Raw genomic sequence first — 20,586 nt, forward strand, 5'->3', positions numbered from 1 at the left:
CTCAGCCCTCCAGCTCGGCCGGGCGGCCCGCCGTCTTGGCCTGGACGTGGTCCAGCCGGGCGTGGATGATCAGCCGCTGGTAGTTGTCGAACTTGGGGTTGCAGGTGGTCAGGGTGAGCAGCTTCTCGGTCGGCCGCTCGCTCGGCTTGCCCGGCACCGGCGCGACGACCTCGACCTGGTACGGCTTGACGATCCGCTGCTGGTAGACCTTGTAGATGAACCACTCGGTCTGCGTCTCGACCACGACGGCGTCGCCGGGGCGCAGCTCGTCCAGGCGCCAGAAGGTGGCCCGGATGCGGTGGCCGGCGACGGAGAAGTTGCCCACCTGGCCCGGCATGGCGCTCTTCGGGTAGTGGCCCGGGGCGTACCGGATGTCGTCCGGGCTGACGCCCTCGACCACCACCCAGTGCTTGTCGAACTTGGGGAGGTAGAGCCCGGCGACCGGCTTGCCCTCGGCGGGTGGCTTCGGTTTGACGCTCGGCCCGGTCGACGGCGCGACCGTCGGGTCCGCCCCCCACTCCTGGGCGAGCTGGCTGCTCAGGTCGTTCTGGTGGGCGTCGACGATCACCGCCTTGCCCCAGATCTCGTAGCCGGCGAAGAGCAGCACCACCAGGCCGAAGGTGATCAGCACCTCGCCGGTGCCGCGCACGATCCCCCGCAGCCGGGAACCGACGGTGGGCCGGGTCAGCTCGGAGTAGACGCTCTTGTACCCCTCGCCGGTCTGCTCGGGCCGGAGCTGCACCACGCGCTCGCCGCGGCGGGGCTGCGGCGGCTCGGCCGGGGCGCCGGCCGGGTCGCCGTCGCCGGTGTCCGGGACCGGGGGCACGGCACCCATCAGCGCGGTGTGGTCCAGCGCCGCCGGACGGGCCGGCGGGCGGCTGACGGCCGGGATCACCGCGGTCGCCCCCGGGTCCGCCGGGCCGGTCGCTCCCGGGACCGCTGGGCCGGTCGCTCCCGGTACCGCCGGGCCGGTCGCTCCCGGGACCGCCGGGCCGGTCGCCGCCGGCCGAGGCGGGCCGCCGTCGGTCGGGCCGGCCGACCGGGGTACGCCGGGACCCGGCGCGCCGGGACGCAGCGGCCCGGCGGCGGGGCGGCGTTCCGGCCGGTCGCCGAGCGGGGGGATGAACGCGGTCGGCGCGTCCGCGGGAGACGTCGGCCGTGCCGCGTCGGGCCGGCGCCCGGGCTCGGCGGGGGGTCTGGTCGGCCCGTCGGTGCCGCCAGCGCGCTGGGGCCAGGCCGGCTGACCGTCGGGTGCCGGCGGGCGGTTCCGATCGCCGGGCCAGGCCGGCGGCGGGGACGCGGGCGGGCGCGCCGGCCGCTGTTCGCTCACCGGGGGCGGCGCCGCGTGGTCCGGCCAGGGCAGGTCGAGCGGGGGACGGGGCGGCACGGCTTCCGGCCGGTCGACCTTCGGCAGGAAGGCGGTCGCGTCGTCGCTCTGGTCGCGGTGGCGCCCGTCCCGGTCCCGGGGGTCCTCCCGGCTCACCGCGGCACCTTCGCCGACTGCAGCGCGGTCGAGTCCTCGAATGCCGGCACGGTGACCGTGGAGACGGTCTCGGAGTAGCCGAGCTGGTAGTGGTCGACGGCTTCCCTGAACAACCGGACTCCCTTGGACGCGGCGAGTTCCCGCTGGAACGCGGCGGGGTCGCCGATTGCCACGATCTTGAAAGGAGGGGAGTACACCCGGCCGTGCAGCAGCAGAGTGTTACCGACGCAGCGTACCGCGCTGGTGCTGAGCACGCGGACATTCATGATTGACATGGCCTCCGCGCCGCCCGCCCAGAGCGCGTTTACGACGGCCTGGACGTCGCTCTGGTGGACCACCAGGTCGTCGTTGCTCGCACCCTTGGGCAGGGTCTGGTCGGCGCGCCGGGGCGCGTCGTTCAGCTCGATGGTGATGCCGTTGCCGGTGAGCGCGGTGAACCCGGCCGCCTGCCGGGTGGCGGCGGCCCGGTCCCGCTGTGCCTTGATCGGGCCGTCGGCGCCGGCCAGGGCGCCGGTCTGTTCCTCGACCTCGGCGCGCAGCCGGGCGGCCTTCGCCTCGCTCGCCGCGACCTCCTCGCGCCGGTCCTCGATCAATTGGGTGAGCTGGGGACGCCGGTCCTCCCGCAGCGCGGTGCCGCCGGCGGTGGTGGCGGTCGTGGTGAACAGCAGCCCGGCCGCGGCGGCGATCAGGGGTACGCCGATCGACCAGCCCGGGCGGCGCTGGCGCGGCCGGCGCGGCAGCAGGCCGACCACCGCGCGCCGGAGGACCTTCTGCCAGGAGGCGGCGCCGGACGTGTACTCCACCGGGCGTTCCCTTTCCCGTCGTCTCGTTCCGGCCCGCGACGGCGCGGACCGGTCTGCTCGACCCGAAAAGTCCCGCTCTTTTCGGTCACTCCGTGCACCGGCCTGACCCCATTCGTGGCCTGTAGGGTCTGTCGGGACTACGCTAGCTGTCGAACATTATTGGCCATGGACCGTCGCCCCCGCGCCCGGTTGTCAGGCCGGACGAGGTCGTACCCCCCTCTGGAGAGCGTCGTGCCCAAGTCTCAGGTCCGCAAGAAGAAGGTGTACACCCCGCCGACGGACGTGCGTCCGACGGCGACGGCGGCGACGCGCAAGCCTAGCCCGGTCTGGCTGCCGATCACCGCGGTCGCGCTGATCGTGGTGGGCATCGGCTGGCTGGTCATCTACTACCTCTCCGAGCAGGCCTACCCGGTCGCGACGTGGGGCTACTGGAACCTCGCCGTGGGCTTCGGCGCGATGGTCTCCTCGCTGATCCTGCTCTCCCGCTGGCGCTAACCCCGACCGGCTCCGCCGCCCTGCGACCGAGGGCGTACGTCACGCCGGGACGCCCCTGACCGGCGCCCGGCGCCCGCTGCCCCTAAGGTGTCGGCAGGGCGGCGTGGCCGGATGCGAGATGACTCACGTTACTGCTGGGTAACCTTGCGCGTAGGCTGCACTGACAAGCAGCAGACCGGGAGGCCAACTCGATGGGCAGCGTCCAGATCGTCACCACGATCCTCGCGGCCGCCATCACCGCCGTGGCGGTGTGGCTTGCGGTGCGCGCGGTCATGAAGATGACGGCCGTCATCCGGCTCGGCCAGCCCGCGCCGGAGCGGTTCGACGACAAGGGCGCCCGCACGAAGAAGATGCTGGTGGAGACCGCCGGCCACACCCGCATGCTCAAGTGGAGCGTGGTGGGCGCGGCGCACTGGTTCGTGATGGTCGGCTTCATCGTGCTGTCGCTGCTGGTGCTCGAGGCGTACTTCGAGGTGGTCACCCCCGGCGGCGGGCTCCCGATCATCGGGCACTGGACGGTCTTCGGCCTGGCCACCGAGTGGATCGGGATCCTGGGCCTGGCCGGCATCCTGGTGCTGATGGGCATCCGGCTCCGCAACCGGCCCACCCGGCCGGGCGGCCGCTCCCGGTTCACCGGCTCGACCATGTGGCAGGGCTACTTCGTCGAGTGGGTCGTGCTGCTGGTCCTGATCTTCGGCTTCGTGATCCGCGGCTTCAAGGTCGCCACCGACCACTTCGAGTACCCGGTCTGGGCCACCCCGCTGAGTCACGCGGTCGGCGCCGCGCTCCCGGCCTGGACGGCCGGCGTCAGCGTCGCCGCCCTCATCAAGATCGCCATCTCGATGACCTGGCTCATCGTGATCTCGCTGAACGTCACCATGGGCGTCGCCTGGCACCGGTTCCTGGCGTTCCCGAACATCTTCTTCAAGCGCGACCCGGAGAAGCCGGCCGGCTCCGGCCTCGGCCCGCTGCGCCCCATGACGAGCGAGGGCAAGCCGCTCGACTTCGAGGAAGCGGACCCGGAGAAGGACCAGTTCGGTGTCGCCCAGGTCGAGCAGTTCACCTGGAAGGGCCTGCTGGACTTCAGCACCTGCACCGAGTGCGGTCGCTGCCAGTCGCAGTGCCCGGCCTGGAACACCGGCAAGCCGCTGTCGCCGAAGCTGCTCGTGCTGAGCCTGCGCGACCACGCGTACGCCAAGGCGCCGTACCTGCTGGCCGGCGGGGGCAAGGACCTGACCGGCGAGGAGAAGGCCACCGCCGCGCAGCTCGCCCACATGGACGTGCTGGCCCTCGCCGAGGCCGACCGGCCGCTGATCGGCACCGCCGAGGAGGGCGGCGTCATCGACCCGGACGTGCTCTGGTCGTGCACCACCTGCGGCGCCTGCGTCGAGCAGTGCCCGGTGGACATCGAGCACGTCGACCACATCGTCGACATGCGCCGCTACCAGGTGCTGATCGAGTCGAGCTTCCCGTCCGAGGCCGGCGTCATGCTCCGCAACCTGGAGAACAAGGGCAACCCGTGGGGCGCCCCGCAGAACACCCGGGAGGACTGGACCAAGGGCCTCGGGTTCGAGGTGCCGCGGGTCGGCGAGGTCGACGACTTCGAGTACCTGTTCTGGGTCGGTTGCGCCGGCGCGTTCGAGGACCGGGCCAAGAAGACCACCCGGGCGGTGGCCACGCTGCTCAACGAGGCCGGCGTCTCCTTCGCCATCCTCGGCGAGGGCGAGACCTGCTCCGGTGACCCGGCCCGCCGGATCGGCAACGAGTTCGTCTTCCAGATGCTCGCCCAGCAGAACGTCGAGACGCTGAACGAGGCGTTCGAGGGCCGGGAGAAGAGCAAGCGGAAGATCGTCGCCACCTGCCCGCACTGCTTCAACACCCTGGGCAACGAGTACGGCCAGCTCGGTGGCGAGTTCGAGGTGGTGCACCACACCCAGCTGCTGGCCCACCTGGTGGCCGCCGGCAAGCTCACCCCGGTGCAGCCCGTCGACGGCGGCGTCACCTACCACGACCCCTGCTACCTGGGCCGGCACAACCGGATCTTCGCCGCCCCGCGTGAGGTGCTCGGCGACTCGATCCAGGGCGAGCTGACCGAGATGCCGCGCAACAGCGAGCGCTCCTTCTGCTGCGGCGCCGGCGGCGCCCGGATGTGGATGGAGGAGAAGATCGGCAAGCGGATCAACGTGGACCGGGTCGAGGAGGCCATGTCCACCGGGGCGAAGACCATCGCGGTCGGCTGCCCGTTCTGCTCGACGATGCTCAACGACGGTGTCAACGGCAAGGGCGCCGGCGAGCAGGTCGAGGTGGTCGACGTGGCGAGCGTGCTGCTCCGCTCGGTCAAGCCGGACGCCCCGGCGGGCGAGAAGGAGACCGAAACGGTCGCCGGCTGAGGCGTACCCCGGACGAGCTGGACCACGACGGCGGCGGCACCCATGAGGGTGCCGCCGCCGTCGCCGGTCAGGAGACCGTCGTGGTCGCGATGGCGGCCGTGGCGGCAGCGGTCGTCGCCACCAGCACCGCGGCCTGCGTCTCCTCGATCGCCTTCTTCGTGGCCGCGGAGGCCCAGTCGCCTGCGGCGATCTCGGCCAGGCGGGCCTTGACCCGGTCTCTCGGCAGCTCGCGGAAGAGCTTCCGGTCCAGGCCGACCGCCCGGGTCAGGGTGAGCAGCGCGGCCGTCCGCGCGTCCACGGGGCCGGCGGCGGCCAGCGCGGCGAGCATCCGGTCCCGGGCCGCCGTCTCCACCGCCGGCTCCGCGCCGGTGGGCGAGGGATACCGGGTACGCGGGAACACCCACAGCACCCGGTCCGACTCGCGGCGCAGCACCCCGGCGTCGACCAGACCGTCGAGCACCCGGTCCGGCAGGCCCTTGGCCAGCTTGCCGATCCAGTCCTTCGGCTTGCGCGGCCGGTCCCCGGCGACGGTGGCGAGCGCCCGGTCCAGCAGCGGCACGCCGGTCGGGGCGGGGTCGGTCACCGCGAGCCGGCCGCCGGTCACCTCGACGCGGCCGGCCAGGGCCAGCTCCAGCAGGACGGCCCCGGCGAGGCCGTAGTCCAGGTGCGGCCGGCCGAGCCGGTTGGTGCCGCCGTCGTCGTAGGCGAGCAGGACCAGTTCGTCGGTGAGCAGCAGGCGGTTCATGCGACTCACGCTACGTCCGGGTCGCCAGCCCGCCGGCCGCCGGCTCGTGCCCGCTGCCGGCCCGTGGAACAATCTCGCTCATCGACGGCCTGCTGGTTACCGCGCTGTTGCCCCTGGTCGGCTTCGTGCTGCTGACCGCCGGCAACGCGTTCTTCGTCGCGGCCGAGTTCGCCCTGGTCACCGTCGACCGGGCGGAGATCGACCGGCGGGCCGGTGAGGGCGACGGCCGGGCCACCACGGTCCGCCGGGCGCTGCGCGAGCTGTCCTTCCAGCTCTCCGGCGCCCAGCTCGGCATCACCATCACGGCGCTGCTCACCGGCTACCTGGCCGAACCGGCGTTGTCCCGCCTCTTCGCCCCGCTGCTGCGGCCGGTCGGCGGGGCCGAACGGTTCACCGGGCTGCTCGCCCTGGCGCTGGCCACCCTCATCTCGATGCTCTTCGGCGAGCTGGTGCCCAAGAACCTCGCGCTGGCCCGCCCGATGCCCACCGCGCTCGGCACCGCCGGGCCGATGCGCACCTTCTCCCGCACCTTCGGCTGGCTGATCCGGCTGCTCAACGACTCGGCCAACCGGCTGGTGAGGCGGCTCGGCGTGGAGCCGCAGGAGGAACTGGCCAGCGCCCGGTCCCCGGAGGAGCTGGGACTGCTCGCCGCCATCTCGGCCCGGGCCGGCGCGCTGCCGCCGGACACCGCCATGCTGCTGCGCCGCACCATCCGGTTCGGCGACAAGCGGGCCGCCGAGGCGATGACGCCGCGGGTCGACGTGATCGCGCTGCGGGCCACCGCAACGGTCGCCGAGCTGCTGGACCTGTCCCGGCAGACCGGCCGGACCCGGTTCCCGGTCTACGAGGAGACGCTGGACCTGGTCACCGGCGTGGCCGGGGTGCCGGACGCGCTCGGCGTGCCGCTCGCCAGCCGGGCCGCCACCACGGTCGGCGCGGTCGCCCGCGAACCGGTGTACGTCCCGGAGAGCCTCGACCTCGACGGGGTGCTGGCCGCGCTCAAGGACGCCGGCGCCGACCTGGCCATCGTCGTCGACGAGTACGGCGGCACGGACGGCGTGGTGACCGTGGAGGACCTGGTCGAGGAGCTGGTCGGGGAGATCGCCGACGAGTTCGACCCGGCCGCGGTGGACGATGCCGGGCCGGTCGAGCTGACCGTGCCGGGCGGCGAGCGCACCGTGCTGGTGGATGGCGTGCTCCGGGAGGACGAGCTGGTCGAGCAGACCGGTTTCCGGCTGCCCGAGGGGCCGTACGAGACCCTGGCCGGCTTCCTGATGGCCCGGCTCGGGCACATCCCGGTGCCGGGCGAGACGGTCGAGGAGGCCGAGTACGAGTTCACCGTGGTGGAGGTCGACCGGCACCGGATCGAGCAGGTGCGGGTGGTCCGGCCCGAGGAGCCCGACGACGGTGAGTGAACTGCTGATCGCCCTGGTGCTGCTGCTCGGCAACGCCTTCTTCGTGGGCAGCGAGTTCGCCCTCATCGCCTCCCGCCGTACGGTGCTCGAACCGCTGGCGGCGACCTCGAAGCGGGCCCGGTGGGCGCTGTCGGCGATGAACCAGATCCCGCTGATGATCGCCGGGGCGCAGCTCGGCATCACGGTCTGCTCCCTCGGCCTCGGCGCGATCGCCGAGCCGGCGCTGGCCCACCTGCTGGAGGCGCCGTTCGAGGCGCTCGGCCTGCCCGCCTCGGCGGTGCACCCGGTGGCCTTCGTGATCGCCCTCGGTGTGGTGGTCTTCCTGCACACCGTGGTGGGCGAGATGGTGCCGAAGAACATCACCCTGGCCGGCCCGGAGCCGTCGGCGCTCTGGCTGGGGCCGGCCATGCTCGCCTTCTGCCTGGCCACCAAGCCGCTGCTGCTGGCCATGAAGTGGTCGGCCCGGCAGGTGCTGTGGTTGTGGCGGGTGGAGGCGACCGACGCCGTGAAGACGGTGTTCACCGCGGAGGAGCTGGCCGGCCTGGTCTCGCAGGCGCGCACCGAGGGGTTGCTGGACGCCGAGGAGCACGCGCGGATCACCGGGGCGCTGGCCCTGCACAGCCGGACGGCCGCCGACGCCCTGCAGCCCTGGTCGACGGTGACCACGGTGGCCGAGGACGTCTCACCGGCGTCGCTGGAGGTGCTGGCCACCCGCACCGGCCGGTCCCGCTTCCCGGTGGTGCAGCGGTCCACCCGCCGGGTGCTCGGTTTCGTCCACGTGAAGGACGTGCTGGGCTACGCGGGCGCCACCCGCCGGGCGCCGGTGCCGGCCGACATCTACCGGCCGCTGGCCGTGGTGCCGCCGGACCGTACGTTGGCCGACCTGTTGCTCTCGATGCGCCGCGAGCGCCGGCACATGGTGCTGGTGAGTGACGGCCGTCGACCGCTGGGTGTGGTGACGCTCGACGACGTATTGACCGCGATCGTTGGCAAGTAAACGAATACCCTTGGTGTGCAAGCGGTTGCGCAGACGTGATTGAACTAAACGTCGCCTTGATTCCACCCCCGTGCCTTCCCTAATGTGGGGCACCGACCGCCTCTGGGTCGTCTGCCTCGACCTTCCCTCTCGCGAGGCGCCCGGCGGTCGGTTGCAAAGGAGTCCGTGCCGGTGGCAACCATGCCCCCTGAACGTCACGCCCCGAGCCAGCCGCCCGTCCGCTCGGTCGGGATGCGCCGGGTGGTACGCCGTCTCCTCACCCTGGTCGCGGCCGTCGCGGTCGGCGCCGGGATGCTGACGGCCCCGGCGCACGCGGCGCCGTCGGTGGACGAGATCGACGCGCAGATCGACAAGCAGTGGGAGAAGCTCGAACCCACGATCGAGCAGTACAACAAGGTCCGCTCCCAGCTCAAGGTCAACAAGAAGAAGTCCGCGGACCTGCAGAAGAAGATGGTGCCGCTGGAGCTGGAGTCGGCGCTCGCGATGAACAAGGTCGGCGACATCGCCGCCCGCTACTACATCCAGGGCCCGTCCCAGGACCTCGGCGCCCTGCTGGTGAGCACCAGGCCCGGCACCCTCGCCGAGCAGCTGGTGATCCTCGACCGGCTCGCCGACGACCAGCGCAAGCAGATCGCCGGCGTGCTCGCCGTCCGGGACAAGTACAACAAGCAGAAGCAGAAGCTGGACGCGCTGATCGAGACCGAGCAGAAGCAGGAAGCCCAGCTTGCGGGGACGAAGAAGCAGATCGACTCCGAGATCAAGCGGCTCACCAAGATGCTGCCGGTGACTTCGATCCGACCGGCGGGCTGCCCGAAGATCGACGGCGTGGTCAGCAGTGCAGCGCGCACCGCGATCAAGACGGCGTGCGCGCAGGTCGGCGACCCGTACGTGTGGGGCGCCACCGGCCCGAACTCGTTCGACTGCTCCGGCCTCACCCAGTACGCCTACAAGTCGGCGGGCATCTCGCTCACCCACTTCACCGGCGCGCAGTGGAACGAGGGCCGCAAGGTTTCCCGCTCCGACGCCAGACCGGGCGATCTCGTCTTCTTCGGCAGCGACCTGCACCACGTCGGGCTCTATCTCGGCAACGGCGTGATGGTGCACGCGCCACGGACCGGCAAGCCGGTCCAGGTGTCGAGCATCAGCACACAGCCGCTCGCCGGTTTCGTCCGGGTCACCTGACCCGCCCCCGGAAGTGACGAGAAGGCCCCCGGTCCACCTGGACCGGGGGCCTTCTCCGTCGAGCGCTGGCTGCTACCTCGGTGCGCCGACCGGGGACGGCAGGATCAGCACGTCGTCGAGGTTGACGAACATGATCCGGTGGCCGAACTGGACCTGCGCGTACTTGGTCTCACCCCGGACCACGGTCCGGTCGCCCGGTGCCGAGCCGTCGAACGAGACGGCCCGGTAGTACTCGCTCGGCAGGACGCCGCCGAGTGCGTACCGCTGGCCGGCCGCGAACGTGTACTGGAGCGGGGACACGCCCTGGAACGGGATGGTGGCCGGGTAGGCCGCCTGCTCCGGGTAGGCGCGGCCGTACACCGGGATGGTGGTCTTGCCGGGCTTGGGCGTCACCACGAAGCCCGTCGACCACTTGGCGGTCGGCGCCGAGGCCGGGTTGAGGAACCAGGCCTTCTGCCCGAGGTACCAGATCGCCGTCCAGTCACCCTGCACGTCGGCCACGGCGTACGTCTGGCCGGCCGAGGCGCGGGCGCCGTGGTCGGAGATGTACATGGTGTCCGGCGTGCCGTCCGGGCGCAGCCCGAGGTCGTTGACCAGCGGGGCGGTCGCGCTCGGCGCGGTGTGCAGGACCACCGCGGACGAGCCGCGCAGCGGGCACGGTGCGGCCGGCGGGGTGGGCTTTGGGACGCCCGGCGGCTGCTGGTTGCAACCGACGAAGGCGGGCTGGTTGGTGGCGAAGTCCGGGTCGATGGTGACCAGGCCGGTGTGCGCGTTGCCGAGGGACCGGAAGGGCGCCTTCATGAGGTCGAAGTAGTGCGACCAGTCCCAGTACGGGCCCGGGTCCCAGTGCATCCCGCGCACGGTCGAGGCGGTGGTGCCGGGGACGTTGTCGTGGCCGATGATGTGCTGCCGGTCCAGCGGGATCTGGAACTTCAGCGCCAGGTGCCGGACCAGCTTGGCCGAGGCCCGGTACATCGCCTCGGTGTACCAGGTGCCGTGCCCGGCGAAGCCCTCGTGCTCCAGGCCGATGGACTTGGCGTTGACGTACCAGTTGCCGGCGTGCCAGCCGACGTCCTTGGCCTTGATGTGCTGGGCCACGTAGCCGTCCACCGAGCGCAGCGTGTAGTGCCAGCCCAGGTAGTCGGCGCGCTTCACCAGGTCGACGCTCGGGCCGAAGTAGCCCTCGGTGTCGTGGATGACGATGTATTCGATCTTCTGCTGGGCCGGCCGGTTGCCGAGGTCGTGGTTGCCGTAGTCGCCCGGGTCCGCGCTGAGCTGCTCGTAGGGGGCGGGAATCCACTCGCAGGCCAGCCGGACCGGGCACTCCAGGCCGTCCGGCCGCTCGGCCCGGCGCAGCCCGAGCCGGTGCAGCGCGGACTGGTCCGGCGTCACCGCGGTGGCGGCCAGGGTCACCCGCTGTCCGTCGTCGGTGGTCCGGGTCGCGCCGAGGCCGAGCTGGTCGTAGACCTCGTCGGCGAAGGCCGCCGCCGCGTCCTCGGTGTCCGCGCCCGAGTAGCGGGCCACCGCGCCGTACCAGGCCGCCGGGTCGGTGGTGGAGCCGACCGGCGAGCCCAACTGCTTCTGGTACGAGGCGAGCAGCGCCGCACCGCCCCGGATGTTCGCGGCCGCGTCGGTGCGCAGCGTCTCCTCGCCGAGGCCGGTGAGCGCCGCGGCGGCGTCGAGCGTCTGCAGGGACGCCTGCGGCAGCACGTCCTCCGCCGGTGCGGCCGCGGTGGCCGGGTCGAGGGTGAGCGGCCGCGAGTCGTCGCCCCGCGGGTCCTCGTCCTCGCTGACGTGGCCACTGGCCGGGGTCGCGAGGACGTGTTCGGCGTCGGTGAGGTGCATCGGGCCGTAGCCGCCGCTGGTGCTCGGCTGGCCCGGGTGGGTGTCCCAGCGCGACTCCAGGTACGAGACGCCGAGCAGGACGCTCTGCGGCACGCCGTACTCCGCCGCGGCGGCGGCGTACTGGTCCTGGCGGTCGGTGGCGGGTTGGGTGGTGAGCGGTTGGGCGGCCACCGGACCGGTCGCCACCAGGGCGGTGGCGGCTGCGACGGCTGCTGCCAGCAGCATCCGTCTGCCCGACGGCGGGGGTGAGAGGTGCATCGAACCTCCAGACAGGGATGGGGGTCACTGCGCCTCACCCTCACCCCGCGCACGGCCCGGGTCAATACCTTTCCGAGAGGTAATCTCCGCTGAAAGAATCTTTCGGGTACGGAGTGTCACGGCGTCTCGGGTTGCGGAACGATAACGACGCTCTCTACTCTGGTCAATCGTCGGCCGCGAGTTTCACCGTCCAACCCGGGTGGTGACGGTCCGGCACCGCCGAGTCGCCTCCGGGCGAGCCGGGGACCCAGGTAACTGGGGTGAATCCGCAGCCACTGCGGTAGGGCGCCTCCCTTCCCGCCCGAACCCGTCAGCTAACCCGGTAGGCGGCCAGGAAGAAGGAGTACGGAAGCCCGGTGGCACACCATGCCCCGCGGCCACCGTCGGTCCGGTCGGTCGACCGGTCAACGGCTGCGCCGCGTTCCCGCTGGTCCCGTTTCACCACCGCCCTCGCCGCCCTGGCCGGCACCGCCGTCGTCCTGACCGGCGGCGCCACGGCGGCTCACGCCGAACCGTCGGTCACCGAGATCGAGCGCCAGATCGACCAGGACTGGAACAAGCTCGAACCGATCATCGAACAGGTCAACGCCACCCGCGAGCAGCTCGCCGCCAAGCGGAAGCAGGCCGCCGCGCTGGCCAAGCAGATCGCCCCGCTCCAGGCCCGGGTGGACGCCGCCCTCGGTCAGGTGGGCGGGCTCGCGGCCGACGCCTACAAGGGCGACAACAACCTCTCCACGGTCAACGCGCTGCTGGGCAGCCGGTCGCCGAGCGACCTGGTCGACGGCCTCGCCCTGCTCGACCGCTTCGCGAACCGCCAGCAGAAGCAGGTGCGGACCGTCGCCGCGCTGCGCGACCAGTTGGCCGCCAAAAAGCAACCGCTCGACGAGATGATCACTGAGCTGTCGCGCACCGAGGCCCAGCTCGCGGCCAAGAAGAAGCAGATCGACGCCGAGATCGTCAAGCTCCAGAAGCTGCGCCTCAAGGTCTACGGCAACGGCGGCGGCGGCCCGCTGCGCCCGGCGCCCTGCCCCGCCGGCTACCCCGGCGGCCCGGCCGGCACCGCGGTCAAGTTCGCCTGCGCCCAGATCGGCAAGATCTACGTCTGGGGCGCCGCCGGCCCGGACCACTACGACTGCTCGGGCCTGACCATGGCTGCCTGGGCCAAGGCCGGCGTCTCGCTGCCGCACAACGCGCGGCAGCAGCACGACGTGACCCGGCGGGTGAGCCGGAGCGAGTTGCGCGCCGGTGACCTCGTCTTCTACTACAGCGACCTGCACCACGTCGGCATGTACGTCGGTGACGGCTGGGTGGTGCACGCCTCCCAGTCCGGCAAGCCGATCACGATGAAGCGCGTCGACGACGGCCAGATCAACAGCTACGGCCGCCCGGGCTGAGCGGTCCGCACGGGTTGAGCGGTCCGCAGGGGCTCCCGCGTCGCGGGGGCCCCTGCGCCCTTGCCGGCCGCGGGCCGGTCAGCGGGTCGGCCAGGTGCGCCAGCTCTGCCAGGAGCGGCTCGGGGTCGGGCCGCGCTGGCCCTGGTAGCGCGAGCCGTACACCTCAGAGCCGTACGGGTGCTCGGCCGGCGAGGAGAGCCGGAAGATGCAGAGCTGGCCGATCTTCATGCCCGGCCAGAGCGTGATCGGCAGGTTCGCCACGTTGGACAGCTCCAGCGTGACGTGACCGGAGAAGCCCGGGTCGATGAAGCCGGCGGTCGAGTGGGTGAGCAGCCCGAGCCGGCCCAGTGAGCTCTTGCCCTCCAGTCGTCCGGCGAGCTGGTCGCCGAGCGAGATCACCTCCAGTGTGGAGGCGAGCACGAACTCGCCCGGGTGCAGCACGAACGGCTGGCCCTCGGGCACCTCCACCAACGAGGTGAGGTCGTCCTGCTGCACGGACGGGTCGATGTGCGTGTAGAGATGGTTGTTGAAGACCCGGAACAACCGGTCCAGACGTACGTCGATGCTGGACGGTTGCACCAGCGTGGGCTCGAAGGGCTCCAGCGCGAGCGTGCCCGTCTTGATCTCGGAGACCAGGTCCCGGTCGGAGAGCAGCATCGGAACACCATAGCGACCGGTACGGGTGACCTGCGTGTCGGACTACATCTTCGTACACCTGTTCGATAGAATGTCCGCATGGCTTCCTGGTCCGAATTCGCCGCCGACGAGCCCCGCCTCGCCGACGAGATCCGCCTCCTGTTGCAGCAGTACGGGCCGGGTTTCGGCTACCTCGCCACGGTCCGCGCCGACGGCGGCCCGCGCGTGCACCCCGTCTCCCCGGTCATCACCGACGACGGGCTCTGGTGCTTCGTCATCGACTCGCCCAAGCGTCGCGACCTCGAACGCGACGGCCGCTACGCGCTGCACTCCTTCCCGCCGGAGGAGAGCGACGACGAGGCCTACGTGGCTGGCCGGGCCCTCCCGGTGACCGACCCGGCGACCGTCGCCCGGGTGGCCCGGATCGGCCGGGCCGCGCCGCAGGGCGACTGGCGGCTGTTCGAGTTCACCGTCGACGTGGCGATGCTGACCCGGCGTGACCAGGTGGCCCGCCCCGGCGCCGGCCGGCCGGAGGTGCGCGTCTGGCTCGACCCGGGGGCCGGCGTCCCGGCCCGGCGTGACCCGCTCGCCGCGGAAGGCCGGCGTGGCCGGCACGGCTTCGACACCCGCCGCCCGGCGGCCTGAGTCCGTACCCGATGGGTTCCGGCCCGAACAGAGCCGGCGCCGGCCCCGTCCGAGGACGGGACCGGCGCCGGCGTGTGGTGCGTGGCGGTCAGGCCGCGCGGTAGGCGTTCCACGCGGTCAGCATGCGGCTCGCCTGACCAGCGGTGAACTGGTACATGCACGAGTCGTAGGTGTAGTCCATGAAGTTGGTGATCGGGTCCTTGCCGGTGGCGGTGCAGGTGTCGCGACCGGTCGGGCACTGATAGGCCGGCGAGGCCTCGGCCGGGGTGTCGGAGACGCTGTCACCCGAGCCCGAGCAGCCACCCTGGAAGGTGTGGTAGAGGTTCAGCCAGTGGCCGACCTCGTGGGTGCCGGTGTCGCCCTGGTTGTAGTTCGTCGCGGTGCCACCCGGCAGCGACTCGCTCAGCGCGACCACGCCGTCCATGCTGTTGAGCTTGCGCTGCGGGAAGGTGGCCCAGCCGAGCAGGTCGTCGCTCAACTCACCCAGGTAGAGGTTGAGCGTGTTCTTGCCGCCCTCGCGCAGCGAGGTCTTCATCGAGCGCTCGGCGGAGGAGCCCTGGACGATCGGGTACCAGGCGGCGTTGGTGACGTGGTGCACCTTGGTCAGCTGGAAGCTGAAGGCGGTCGCCGCGCCACCGGTGCCACCGCTGTACGCCGTGTTCAGCACGGAGATCTGCTGGGTCACCATCGAGTCCGGGATGTTGCCGCCCGCTCGGGTGCTGTCCCGCTGGATGACGTGGACGACGACGGGGATGGTCACCGTGGCCAGCGGGGTGGCCCCGGCGCCGGCGCGGAAGCTCGCCCGCTCACGCAGCGCCGCGGCGAGGTCGGCGTCACGCTCGCGGACCTGCTTGGCCGTCAGCTCGTTCGGGTCGAGCTTGGCGTGGCCGCCCTTCTTCACCCGTGCGTCCGAGTGGACGTCGGCCGGCTCGGCGCAGGAGCCGGACGGGGCGGCCGAGAAGGCCGAAGCTGCGGGGACGACGCCTACCGCGGCGGTGCTGAGCAGCAGCGCGAGGGTCGTCGACGCGACACCGGCGGTACGCCGGGTCAGCAGGTTGGGACGAAGTCCCATGGGCCCACCTCTTTCTGCGGGCGTGACAGGGGGTGTGTCACGCCCGGTCGGAGAACGTGGACGAGACGTTACATCCGATCGAAAGATTTGAGAACAACCATATGTTGCCGTGGTGAAACTTTCTGCTGGTAGTCCGCGGGCCGTCGCGCTCGGTCCGGCTCCGGGGTACCTGGGTGCACGGAGGTGGTGACCTCCTGTACAGTGGTGCCGCCTGCGGGTGTAGTTCAATGGCAGAACATCAGCTTCCCAAGCTGACAGTGCGGGTTCGATTCCCGTCACCCGCTCCACACGAAAGGCCCTGGCCAGGACGACAGTCCCAGCCAGGGCCTTCGATGTTGCTGCGGCCAACAGCGCCCGGCGGGCCATCCACGGGCCACTAGCCACGCTTTTTGCCCTTGCCCTTGCCCTTGGCGGAGGAGCCGGCCGCCGGCTTCTTGGCTTTCTTGCGCTCGGCCTTCACCGCGTCGCTCACCGCCTGGGCGATGGCCCGATCCGCCTCCGAGGTGGCGTGCTGGTAGATCATGGCCGCTTGCGCCGAGTCGTGACCCATCCGGGCCATCAGGTCGCGGGTGCTCGCACCGGGCCTGGCCGCGATCGTGTTACCCGTATGCCGCAGATCATGGAAGTGCAGACCCGGAACGCCGAGCTTGCCGACCGCCGTCGACCAGCCGATGACCTTGTTCAGGTTGCCGCGCCAGATCGGCCGGCCGGAAGGCGTCGTGAAGACCAGCGCTTCCGGGCTGTCGTCGACGAACGCCGCCAAGTGGTCACGCAGGGCTGGCAGGATCGCCGCCGGCACCGACACGCCACGCCGACCAGCACGTGACTTCGGCAGACCCAGAACCATCCCGACGCCGCGCACCTCTGTGAACGTCTGCCGAACACGGATCACCCCGGCGTCGGCGTCAACGTCCTGCCGTTGCAACGCGGATACCTCGCCCCACCGCAGGCAGGCGATCGTGGTCACCAGGACCAGGGCGCGGTACTGCTCGTCCATCAGCTTTGCGAGCTTGAGCACCTGGGCGAGCGTGAGAACGGGTCGCTCGGCCGCCTTCTCCTGATCCGCGCCCGGAATCCGGCACGGGTTCTTGCGCAGCAGCTCGTCCTCGTTGACCGCCGTCATCAGCACGGCCCGCAGCAGCCGGTACGCCTTGGCGGCCATCGTCTCCGAGACGCCGTTGCCGAGCAGTCTCGCCCGCCACTCGCGGATCATCGGCGTATCCAAGCGGCTCAGCTCCACCCCGCCCAGGTACGGCGTGATGTGCTTGCCGAGCAGCCACCGGTACAGCGCCACCGTCTGAGGACGCAGCCCAGGGCGTTGCGCGATCCACCGCTCCGCATAGTCAGCGAGGGTGGTCCGCGCCCGCTCGGGGTCGATCCACTCCCCGCGCGTCATCTGCGCTTCCACCATTGACAGGTACCGGTCCGCGTCCGACTTGCGCGTGAAGGTGTCCGGGGCGGTCCGCTGGCGCCCATCCGGTCCCGGGTAGCGCACCTGGTACCGGCCAGAGTCACGCTTGCGGATGCTAAGGATGGCGACCGCACCGAGCCCGCGAAGCGAATAGGCCGACGCGGCGATGGCCGTGGATGCTCGCCGCACTCGTGGCGGTCGTCTGCGCCGGCTTACTTGCGGTGCCCGCCTCGTGGGCGGTGCGGAAGCAGTTGGAAGCCGAGCGGGGCGAGGCGACGCCAGAAGCGGCGGCCAGGGTCTGGCTGTTGAGGCTCAGCGCTGGTGATGAGCTGGAGCTGTCGAGGGTTCTGGCTCGTTCGTGTCATGACGAACTCCGCCAGCAGTGGAGCAGGTACCGCGCCGAGATGTCGCGTTCGGGTCACCCACCCTCGAAACTGGAGGCAGTGGGACCGAGGGTCATCGAGCATCAGGGCGACGACTCGGCCTCGGTCGTAGAGCAGGTCCGGGCGGTGTGGTGGGACGACGGCGCGATCCTCGCCAGTGCCGAACACCCGTGGCGCTGGGAGCTACGGAAGGACTCCGGCGGTTGGCGGGTCTGGTCCGTGGAGCTGCCTCTGTGGTGCGGTGTGCATATACGGGCCGACCTGTGCCACTGACGTTAAGGCTGGGTCATCTCGGCGGTTGCGTCGCCGCGTCGCCATTCATCTCGCGCCACTTGCCGCCGTCCGCTTGCACGAGGCGCTGAACCATCTGCCGAGCCTCGTCCTCGGTGTCGAACTGCCACCGGAGCACCTTGCCTGTCTCGGAGTCGCCTGCCCTGGCGACGGCGTGCCACCGGACCTCACGGGCGATCCACACGTCACGCCGGGTCAGCCGGCCCCACGTGCCGTTCCACCAGCGCGACACCAGCTCCCTGCCCACCCGGTGATCGTACAACTGTGCTATCTCGTGGTGCGCGCAATCGGGGGTTGGCAAGCGCTCCTACCGATTTATGGAATGGCGGGCGCGACGAGCGCGCCCAGGTGAGGAGATCGCGATGAGCGAAAAAAAACTAGTAAGCGGGCCGCACGTGCCGTGGCCGGTGGTAGACGAGCAGTTCCGGCGGCGGCGCATTGCCGCGTGGGGTCCACCGCAGCCGGTGGCCGGACCGATGGCCGAGGCTCGGACGCCACCACCAGAAGTGTTGCGGATTGAGGACGAGTGGTACGAGGCATTCCTCGCCCATCCGGACAACCAGCCGGCGCGCCCCGGGGTGTAAGTGAGGAAGGAGGGAGACAAATTGTGGCGAGGCCGGCCCCCAGGACCACTGATCGGTGGAGAAGGGTGCGGGCCCGCCCGCCACGAACGCCCAAGAGCGCGGAGGTTGGGCGAACGACGGAGCCGGGGTTCCGCTTGCGGCGAGGAGGCACGCGGCTTCACCCGGCGGAAGATGTCGTCGGTGCGGCCGCGCGGGGGAACCCGCGTACCGGCTCGGTGGTGTCGGCGGCGGCCGTCCGGGGACGGCCGCCGCCGACCGGACGACTACCTGGCCCGCAGCTGAACCAGGTACCTCGACCCGTACAGCTGCTCGGTGCCGTCGAAGACGAATCGCCAGCTGGTCTCACCGGCCACCCGCGGCACGTCGGTGACGGTGAACGACCCGTCGGCCGCCGTCTGCACGTCGGGCAGGGCGACCGCGCCCCGCTTGTCCTCGCGGGTCACGTGCACCGTCTGCACGCCGACCTCCGTGTCGCCCAGGGTGGCCAGCCGTCCGGTGAAGGTGGCCGGCTTGCGTACGGCCACCGAGGCGGGAGCGTCGACGCTCAGCGAGGTCTCCAGCGGCGTGACCTCGACCGGCGGCTGCACCGCGTCCACGGCCGTCAGGTTCATCGTCGAGTTGCTGATGTAGCGGGTGGCCACGTACAGCCGGTTCTGGTCGCCGAGCGCGATCCCGCGGTGCGCCGGCTCCAGGCCCGGGGCGAAGTCCTGGTAGACCATCCAGCGCGGCTCGTACTCCCCTGGGGCGAAGTAGGCGAGCCCCAGGTCGTCGGAGTAGGTGGCCATCCGCCCGTCGGGTTCCACGCCGAGGGAGACGACGGAGCCAGGCACGGCGTACCGGCCCTGCTCGGTCAGGTCGGTGGCGGAGTACCGGGCGAGCTTGGTGGTGAACTGGTACTCGCCGGGGGTTGCCACGATGACTGCGGAGCCGTCGGGGGTGACGGCGAACTCGGAGACGCTCTGGAGGGTGTCCTCCAGCGCGGTACGCCGCACCGCCGTTCCGCCCGACACGTCGTAGCTGATCAGACGGTTGGGGTAGACGCCCTCCACCATGGCGAAGAGCAGCCCGTCGTCGATCGACCCGCTCTCCAGCCGGGGGGTGAAGGTCAGGTAGCCACCCTGGTCGAGGGTCATCGGGGCGGCCGGATCCCCGAGGTCGACCGAGCCGAGACGGGCCGGTGAGATGCCGTAACAGCCATAGCTGAACCAGAGCTTGCCGCCGGCCAGGGCGAGGTCGTACGGGCAGGTGTCGGCGCCGACGACGTATCGCGCCGTCTCGGTGCCGGTGGCCACGTCGATGGCGCTGATGGCACCGGCGTCGAAGAGTGCGGCGTACGCCGTACGCCCGTCCTTGTTCAACGTGAGCCCGCTCGCGCCCGCCTGGCCGGGAACGGTACCGACGATCCCGCCGTCCAGGTCGGCGACCTGGAGGGCGTCGTAGTCCTTGCCGCTCGAGATGAGGATCCGCCCGGTGGCGGCGCTCTTCACCATGTCGGAGAAGCCAACGTTGACGAGCGTGGAGTTGACCGTCACGAGGGGCTGGTCGTAGGAGGTCGCCGCCACGGCGGGTTGACCGGTGGCGAGCAGCCCCAGTCCCAACGCGCCGGCAGCGATACTGACAGACAGGCGACGCATGCTGTCCCTTCTGGTGGATTGTGCCCGGGAAGTCGTCACTGGGTCACTGTGGACAGCGCCGGAGATGCGGGCCGCGTTACGGTGCGGCGGGTAGGCCCGGATCTGCTCCTGCACCCACGGCACCCCGGTCAGCCCGCTTAGGCCGCGTCGGCGGCGGCCCGGACGAACTCGCGTACCCGCTCGTCTCGCGTACGCCCTGCGCCGTCGCGCACGGCGTGGTCGAGGTCTGGCCGTTGCAGGAGCGACCCTGGCGTGGCGCCGGAGGCCGCTGCGCGGGTGTGGCTGTTGAAGCTCAGCGCCGGTGAGGAGATAGGCCTGTCGCGGGTGCTGGCCAGGCCACGCCATGACGAGCTGCTGCGGCAGTGGCGCAACTACCGGGCCGAGATGAACAGCTCCCGGCGCCCACCACAGAAGATTGAGACAGTGGTGCCCAGATCACAAGCGCCGGTGACTGAAGAGCTCAGCGAGAACCGACAATCCATCGACACCGCGACCTCCGAGATTTGGCCAACTTGATCCGGACGATCAGAGCCACGAGCATCCGCCTCAACCTGTCCTAGCGCTGGTCACCGCCCCGGTCATTGGCCAGGTTTAATCGGACGGGACACCAGGGCGAGCTAGTTGCGACCGCCGGCCCCTTCCTTCCAGCAGGACCCGACGGACAGTCACGGGAGCCAGTGGGGCAAGCAGCGTCACGCGGAGGTGAGCCACGGCGTTCTCGGGCAGGCGCAGCCGGACGGCGACGGCCGGGCTGGTGTGGTGTTCGTGCCGGGAATGGTCGTCTCGGAGCGCTACCCGTGATCTGTTGCCGAATTGACCTGTACTAGATCAAGGCGGCCCGCAAAGCGGGCCCCGCCGGCCCGGCCCCGGCCTGCTGGCGACCTCCGGCCGGCATCGGCCGGGCCGGCCGGCCACGCTTCGGG

At 71.2% G+C, this 20,586-nt stretch carries 19 protein-coding genes, 1 tRNA gene and 1 riboswitch; of the genes, 11 read left to right on the forward strand and 9 right to left on the reverse strand.

Features of this window, described 5'->3' with window-relative positions; translation table 11 throughout:
* Nucleotide 1: 1 nt before the first annotated feature.
* Together ACQP12_RS00400 and ACQP12_RS00405 are read right to left on the reverse strand one after the other, a co-directional pair.
* Nucleotides 2-1,483: a class E sortase gene (locus ACQP12_RS00400; protein ID WP_433284144.1), complete on the reverse strand. Its 1,482-nt coding sequence runs from the start codon at nucleotides 1,481-1,483 to the stop codon at nucleotides 2-4.
* Entirely contained in the window at nucleotides 1,480-2,286 is an 807-nt protein-coding gene (locus ACQP12_RS00405; protein ID WP_433284146.1) for a DUF881 domain-containing protein, read from the reverse strand. Before ACQP12_RS00405 ends, ACQP12_RS00400 begins: the two co-directional genes overlap by 4 nt.
* A 231-nt stretch (nucleotides 2,287-2,517) precedes the next feature.
* On the opposite strand from ACQP12_RS00405, the gene ACQP12_RS00410 reads away from it, so the two are divergent.
* Nucleotides 2,518-2,781 carry a cell division protein CrgA gene (locus ACQP12_RS00410; protein ID WP_151462593.1) on the forward strand — a complete coding sequence of 88 codons (264 nt, stop codon included), beginning with the start codon at nucleotides 2,518-2,520 and terminating at the stop codon, nucleotides 2,779-2,781.
* 191 nt (nucleotides 2,782-2,972) lie between these two features.
* On the forward strand, nucleotides 2,973-5,171 hold the full coding sequence (locus ACQP12_RS00415; protein ID WP_357943999.1) for a (Fe-S)-binding protein: 2,199 nt from the start codon (nucleotides 2,973-2,975) through the stop codon (nucleotides 5,169-5,171).
* Nucleotides 5,172-5,238: 67 nt separating this feature from the next.
* Here the strand turns inward: ACQP12_RS00415 and ACQP12_RS00420 are convergent, their stop codons facing one another.
* The gene (locus ACQP12_RS00420) at nucleotides 5,239-5,916 is read right to left on the reverse strand and encodes a GOLPH3/VPS74 family protein (protein ID WP_433284149.1); all 678 of its coding nucleotides are present in this window, start codon (nucleotides 5,914-5,916) and stop codon (nucleotides 5,239-5,241) included.
* A gap of 107 nt (nucleotides 5,917-6,023) precedes the next feature.
* Here ACQP12_RS00420 and ACQP12_RS00425 point away from each other — a divergent pair, with 107 nt between their 5' ends.
* From ACQP12_RS00425 to ACQP12_RS00435, 3 genes are all read left to right on the forward strand, one after another.
* Nucleotides 6,024-7,331, forward strand: a complete 1,308-nt coding sequence (locus ACQP12_RS00425; RefSeq protein WP_433284151.1) for a hemolysin family protein — start codon at nucleotides 6,024-6,026, stop codon at nucleotides 7,329-7,331.
* Nucleotides 7,324-8,328, forward strand: coding sequence for a hemolysin family protein (locus ACQP12_RS00430; protein ID WP_357943993.1), 1,005 nt, complete (start codon nucleotides 7,324-7,326; stop codon nucleotides 8,326-8,328). The genes ACQP12_RS00425 and ACQP12_RS00430 overlap by 8 nt, the downstream gene beginning before the upstream one ends.
* A 180-nt stretch (nucleotides 8,329-8,508) precedes the next feature.
* Nucleotides 8,509-9,510 carry a C40 family peptidase gene (locus ACQP12_RS00435; RefSeq protein WP_433284153.1) on the forward strand — a complete coding sequence of 334 codons (1,002 nt, stop codon included), beginning with the start codon at nucleotides 8,509-8,511 and terminating at the stop codon, nucleotides 9,508-9,510.
* A gap of 72 nt (nucleotides 9,511-9,582) precedes the next feature.
* On the opposite strand, the gene ACQP12_RS00440 is transcribed toward ACQP12_RS00435, so the two are convergent.
* Complete coding sequence (locus tag ACQP12_RS00440; protein WP_433284155.1) at nucleotides 9,583-11,580, reverse strand: N-acetylmuramoyl-L-alanine amidase; 1,998 nt, start codon at nucleotides 11,578-11,580, stop codon at nucleotides 9,583-9,585.
* A 240-nt stretch (nucleotides 11,581-11,820) separates the two neighbouring features.
* Nucleotides 11,821-11,956: riboswitch (cyclic di-AMP (ydaO/yuaA leader) on the forward strand.
* Between the two features lie 13 nt (nucleotides 11,957-11,969).
* On the opposite strand from ACQP12_RS00440, the gene ACQP12_RS00445 reads away from it, so the two are divergent.
* Entirely contained in the window at nucleotides 11,970-13,007 is a 1,038-nt protein-coding gene (locus tag ACQP12_RS00445; RefSeq protein ID WP_433284157.1) for an NlpC/P60 family protein, read from the forward strand.
* Between the two features lie 78 nt (nucleotides 13,008-13,085).
* Here the strand turns inward: ACQP12_RS00445 and dcd are convergent, their stop codons facing one another.
* Entirely contained in the window at nucleotides 13,086-13,664 is a 579-nt protein-coding gene (gene dcd, locus ACQP12_RS00450) for a dCTP deaminase (RefSeq protein WP_433284159.1), read from the reverse strand.
* 78 nt (nucleotides 13,665-13,742) lie between these two features.
* On the opposite strand from dcd, the gene ACQP12_RS00455 reads away from it, so the two are divergent.
* Nucleotides 13,743-14,288, forward strand: coding sequence for a pyridoxamine 5'-phosphate oxidase family protein (locus tag ACQP12_RS00455; protein WP_433284161.1), 546 nt, complete (start codon nucleotides 13,743-13,745; stop codon nucleotides 14,286-14,288).
* A gap of 88 nt (nucleotides 14,289-14,376) precedes the next feature.
* Here the strand turns inward: ACQP12_RS00455 and ACQP12_RS00460 are convergent, their stop codons facing one another.
* Complete coding sequence (locus ACQP12_RS00460; RefSeq protein ID WP_357943981.1) at nucleotides 14,377-15,360, reverse strand: zinc metalloprotease; 984 nt, start codon at nucleotides 15,358-15,360, stop codon at nucleotides 14,377-14,379.
* Nucleotides 15,361-15,573: 213 nt separating this feature from the next.
* Between ACQP12_RS00460 and ACQP12_RS00465 the strand changes: the two genes are divergently transcribed.
* Nucleotides 15,574-15,647: transfer RNA gene (locus tag ACQP12_RS00465), tRNA-Gly, on the forward strand.
* An 89-nt stretch (nucleotides 15,648-15,736) separates the two neighbouring features.
* On the opposite strand, the gene ACQP12_RS00470 is transcribed toward ACQP12_RS00465, so the two are convergent.
* A complete protein-coding gene (locus ACQP12_RS00470) occupies nucleotides 15,737-16,894 on the reverse strand; it encodes a tyrosine-type recombinase/integrase (protein WP_433289046.1) in 1,158 nt (385 codons plus the stop codon).
* Between the two features lie 53 nt (nucleotides 16,895-16,947).
* Here ACQP12_RS00470 and ACQP12_RS00475 point away from each other — a divergent pair, with 53 nt between their 5' ends.
* A complete protein-coding gene (locus ACQP12_RS00475; protein ID WP_433284163.1) occupies nucleotides 16,948-17,427 on the forward strand; it encodes a hypothetical protein in 480 nt (159 codons plus the stop codon).
* A gap of 13 nt (nucleotides 17,428-17,440) precedes the next feature.
* Here the strand turns inward: ACQP12_RS00475 and ACQP12_RS00480 are convergent, their stop codons facing one another.
* On the reverse strand, nucleotides 17,441-17,692 hold the full coding sequence (locus ACQP12_RS00480; RefSeq protein WP_433284165.1) for a hypothetical protein: 252 nt from the start codon (nucleotides 17,690-17,692) through the stop codon (nucleotides 17,441-17,443).
* A 115-nt stretch (nucleotides 17,693-17,807) separates the two neighbouring features.
* Here ACQP12_RS00480 and ACQP12_RS00485 point away from each other — a divergent pair, with 115 nt between their 5' ends.
* Complete coding sequence (locus ACQP12_RS00485; RefSeq protein WP_433284167.1) at nucleotides 17,808-18,029, forward strand: hypothetical protein; 222 nt, start codon at nucleotides 17,808-17,810, stop codon at nucleotides 18,027-18,029.
* 263 nt (nucleotides 18,030-18,292) lie between these two features.
* On the opposite strand, the gene ACQP12_RS00490 is transcribed toward ACQP12_RS00485, so the two are convergent.
* Nucleotides 18,293-19,663, reverse strand: coding sequence for a YncE family protein (locus ACQP12_RS00490; RefSeq protein ID WP_433284169.1), 1,371 nt, complete (start codon nucleotides 19,661-19,663; stop codon nucleotides 18,293-18,295).
* A 252-nt stretch (nucleotides 19,664-19,915) separates the two neighbouring features.
* Here ACQP12_RS00490 and ACQP12_RS00495 point away from each other — a divergent pair, with 252 nt between their 5' ends.
* Nucleotides 19,916-20,179, forward strand: coding sequence for a hypothetical protein (locus ACQP12_RS00495; protein WP_433284171.1), 264 nt, complete (start codon nucleotides 19,916-19,918; stop codon nucleotides 20,177-20,179).
* Nucleotides 20,180-20,586 lie beyond the last annotated feature (407 nt).

It is taken from the genome of Micromonospora sp. CA-244673 (assembly GCF_050948395.1).
Lineage (GTDB): Bacteria > Actinomycetota > Actinomycetes > Mycobacteriales > Micromonosporaceae > Micromonospora.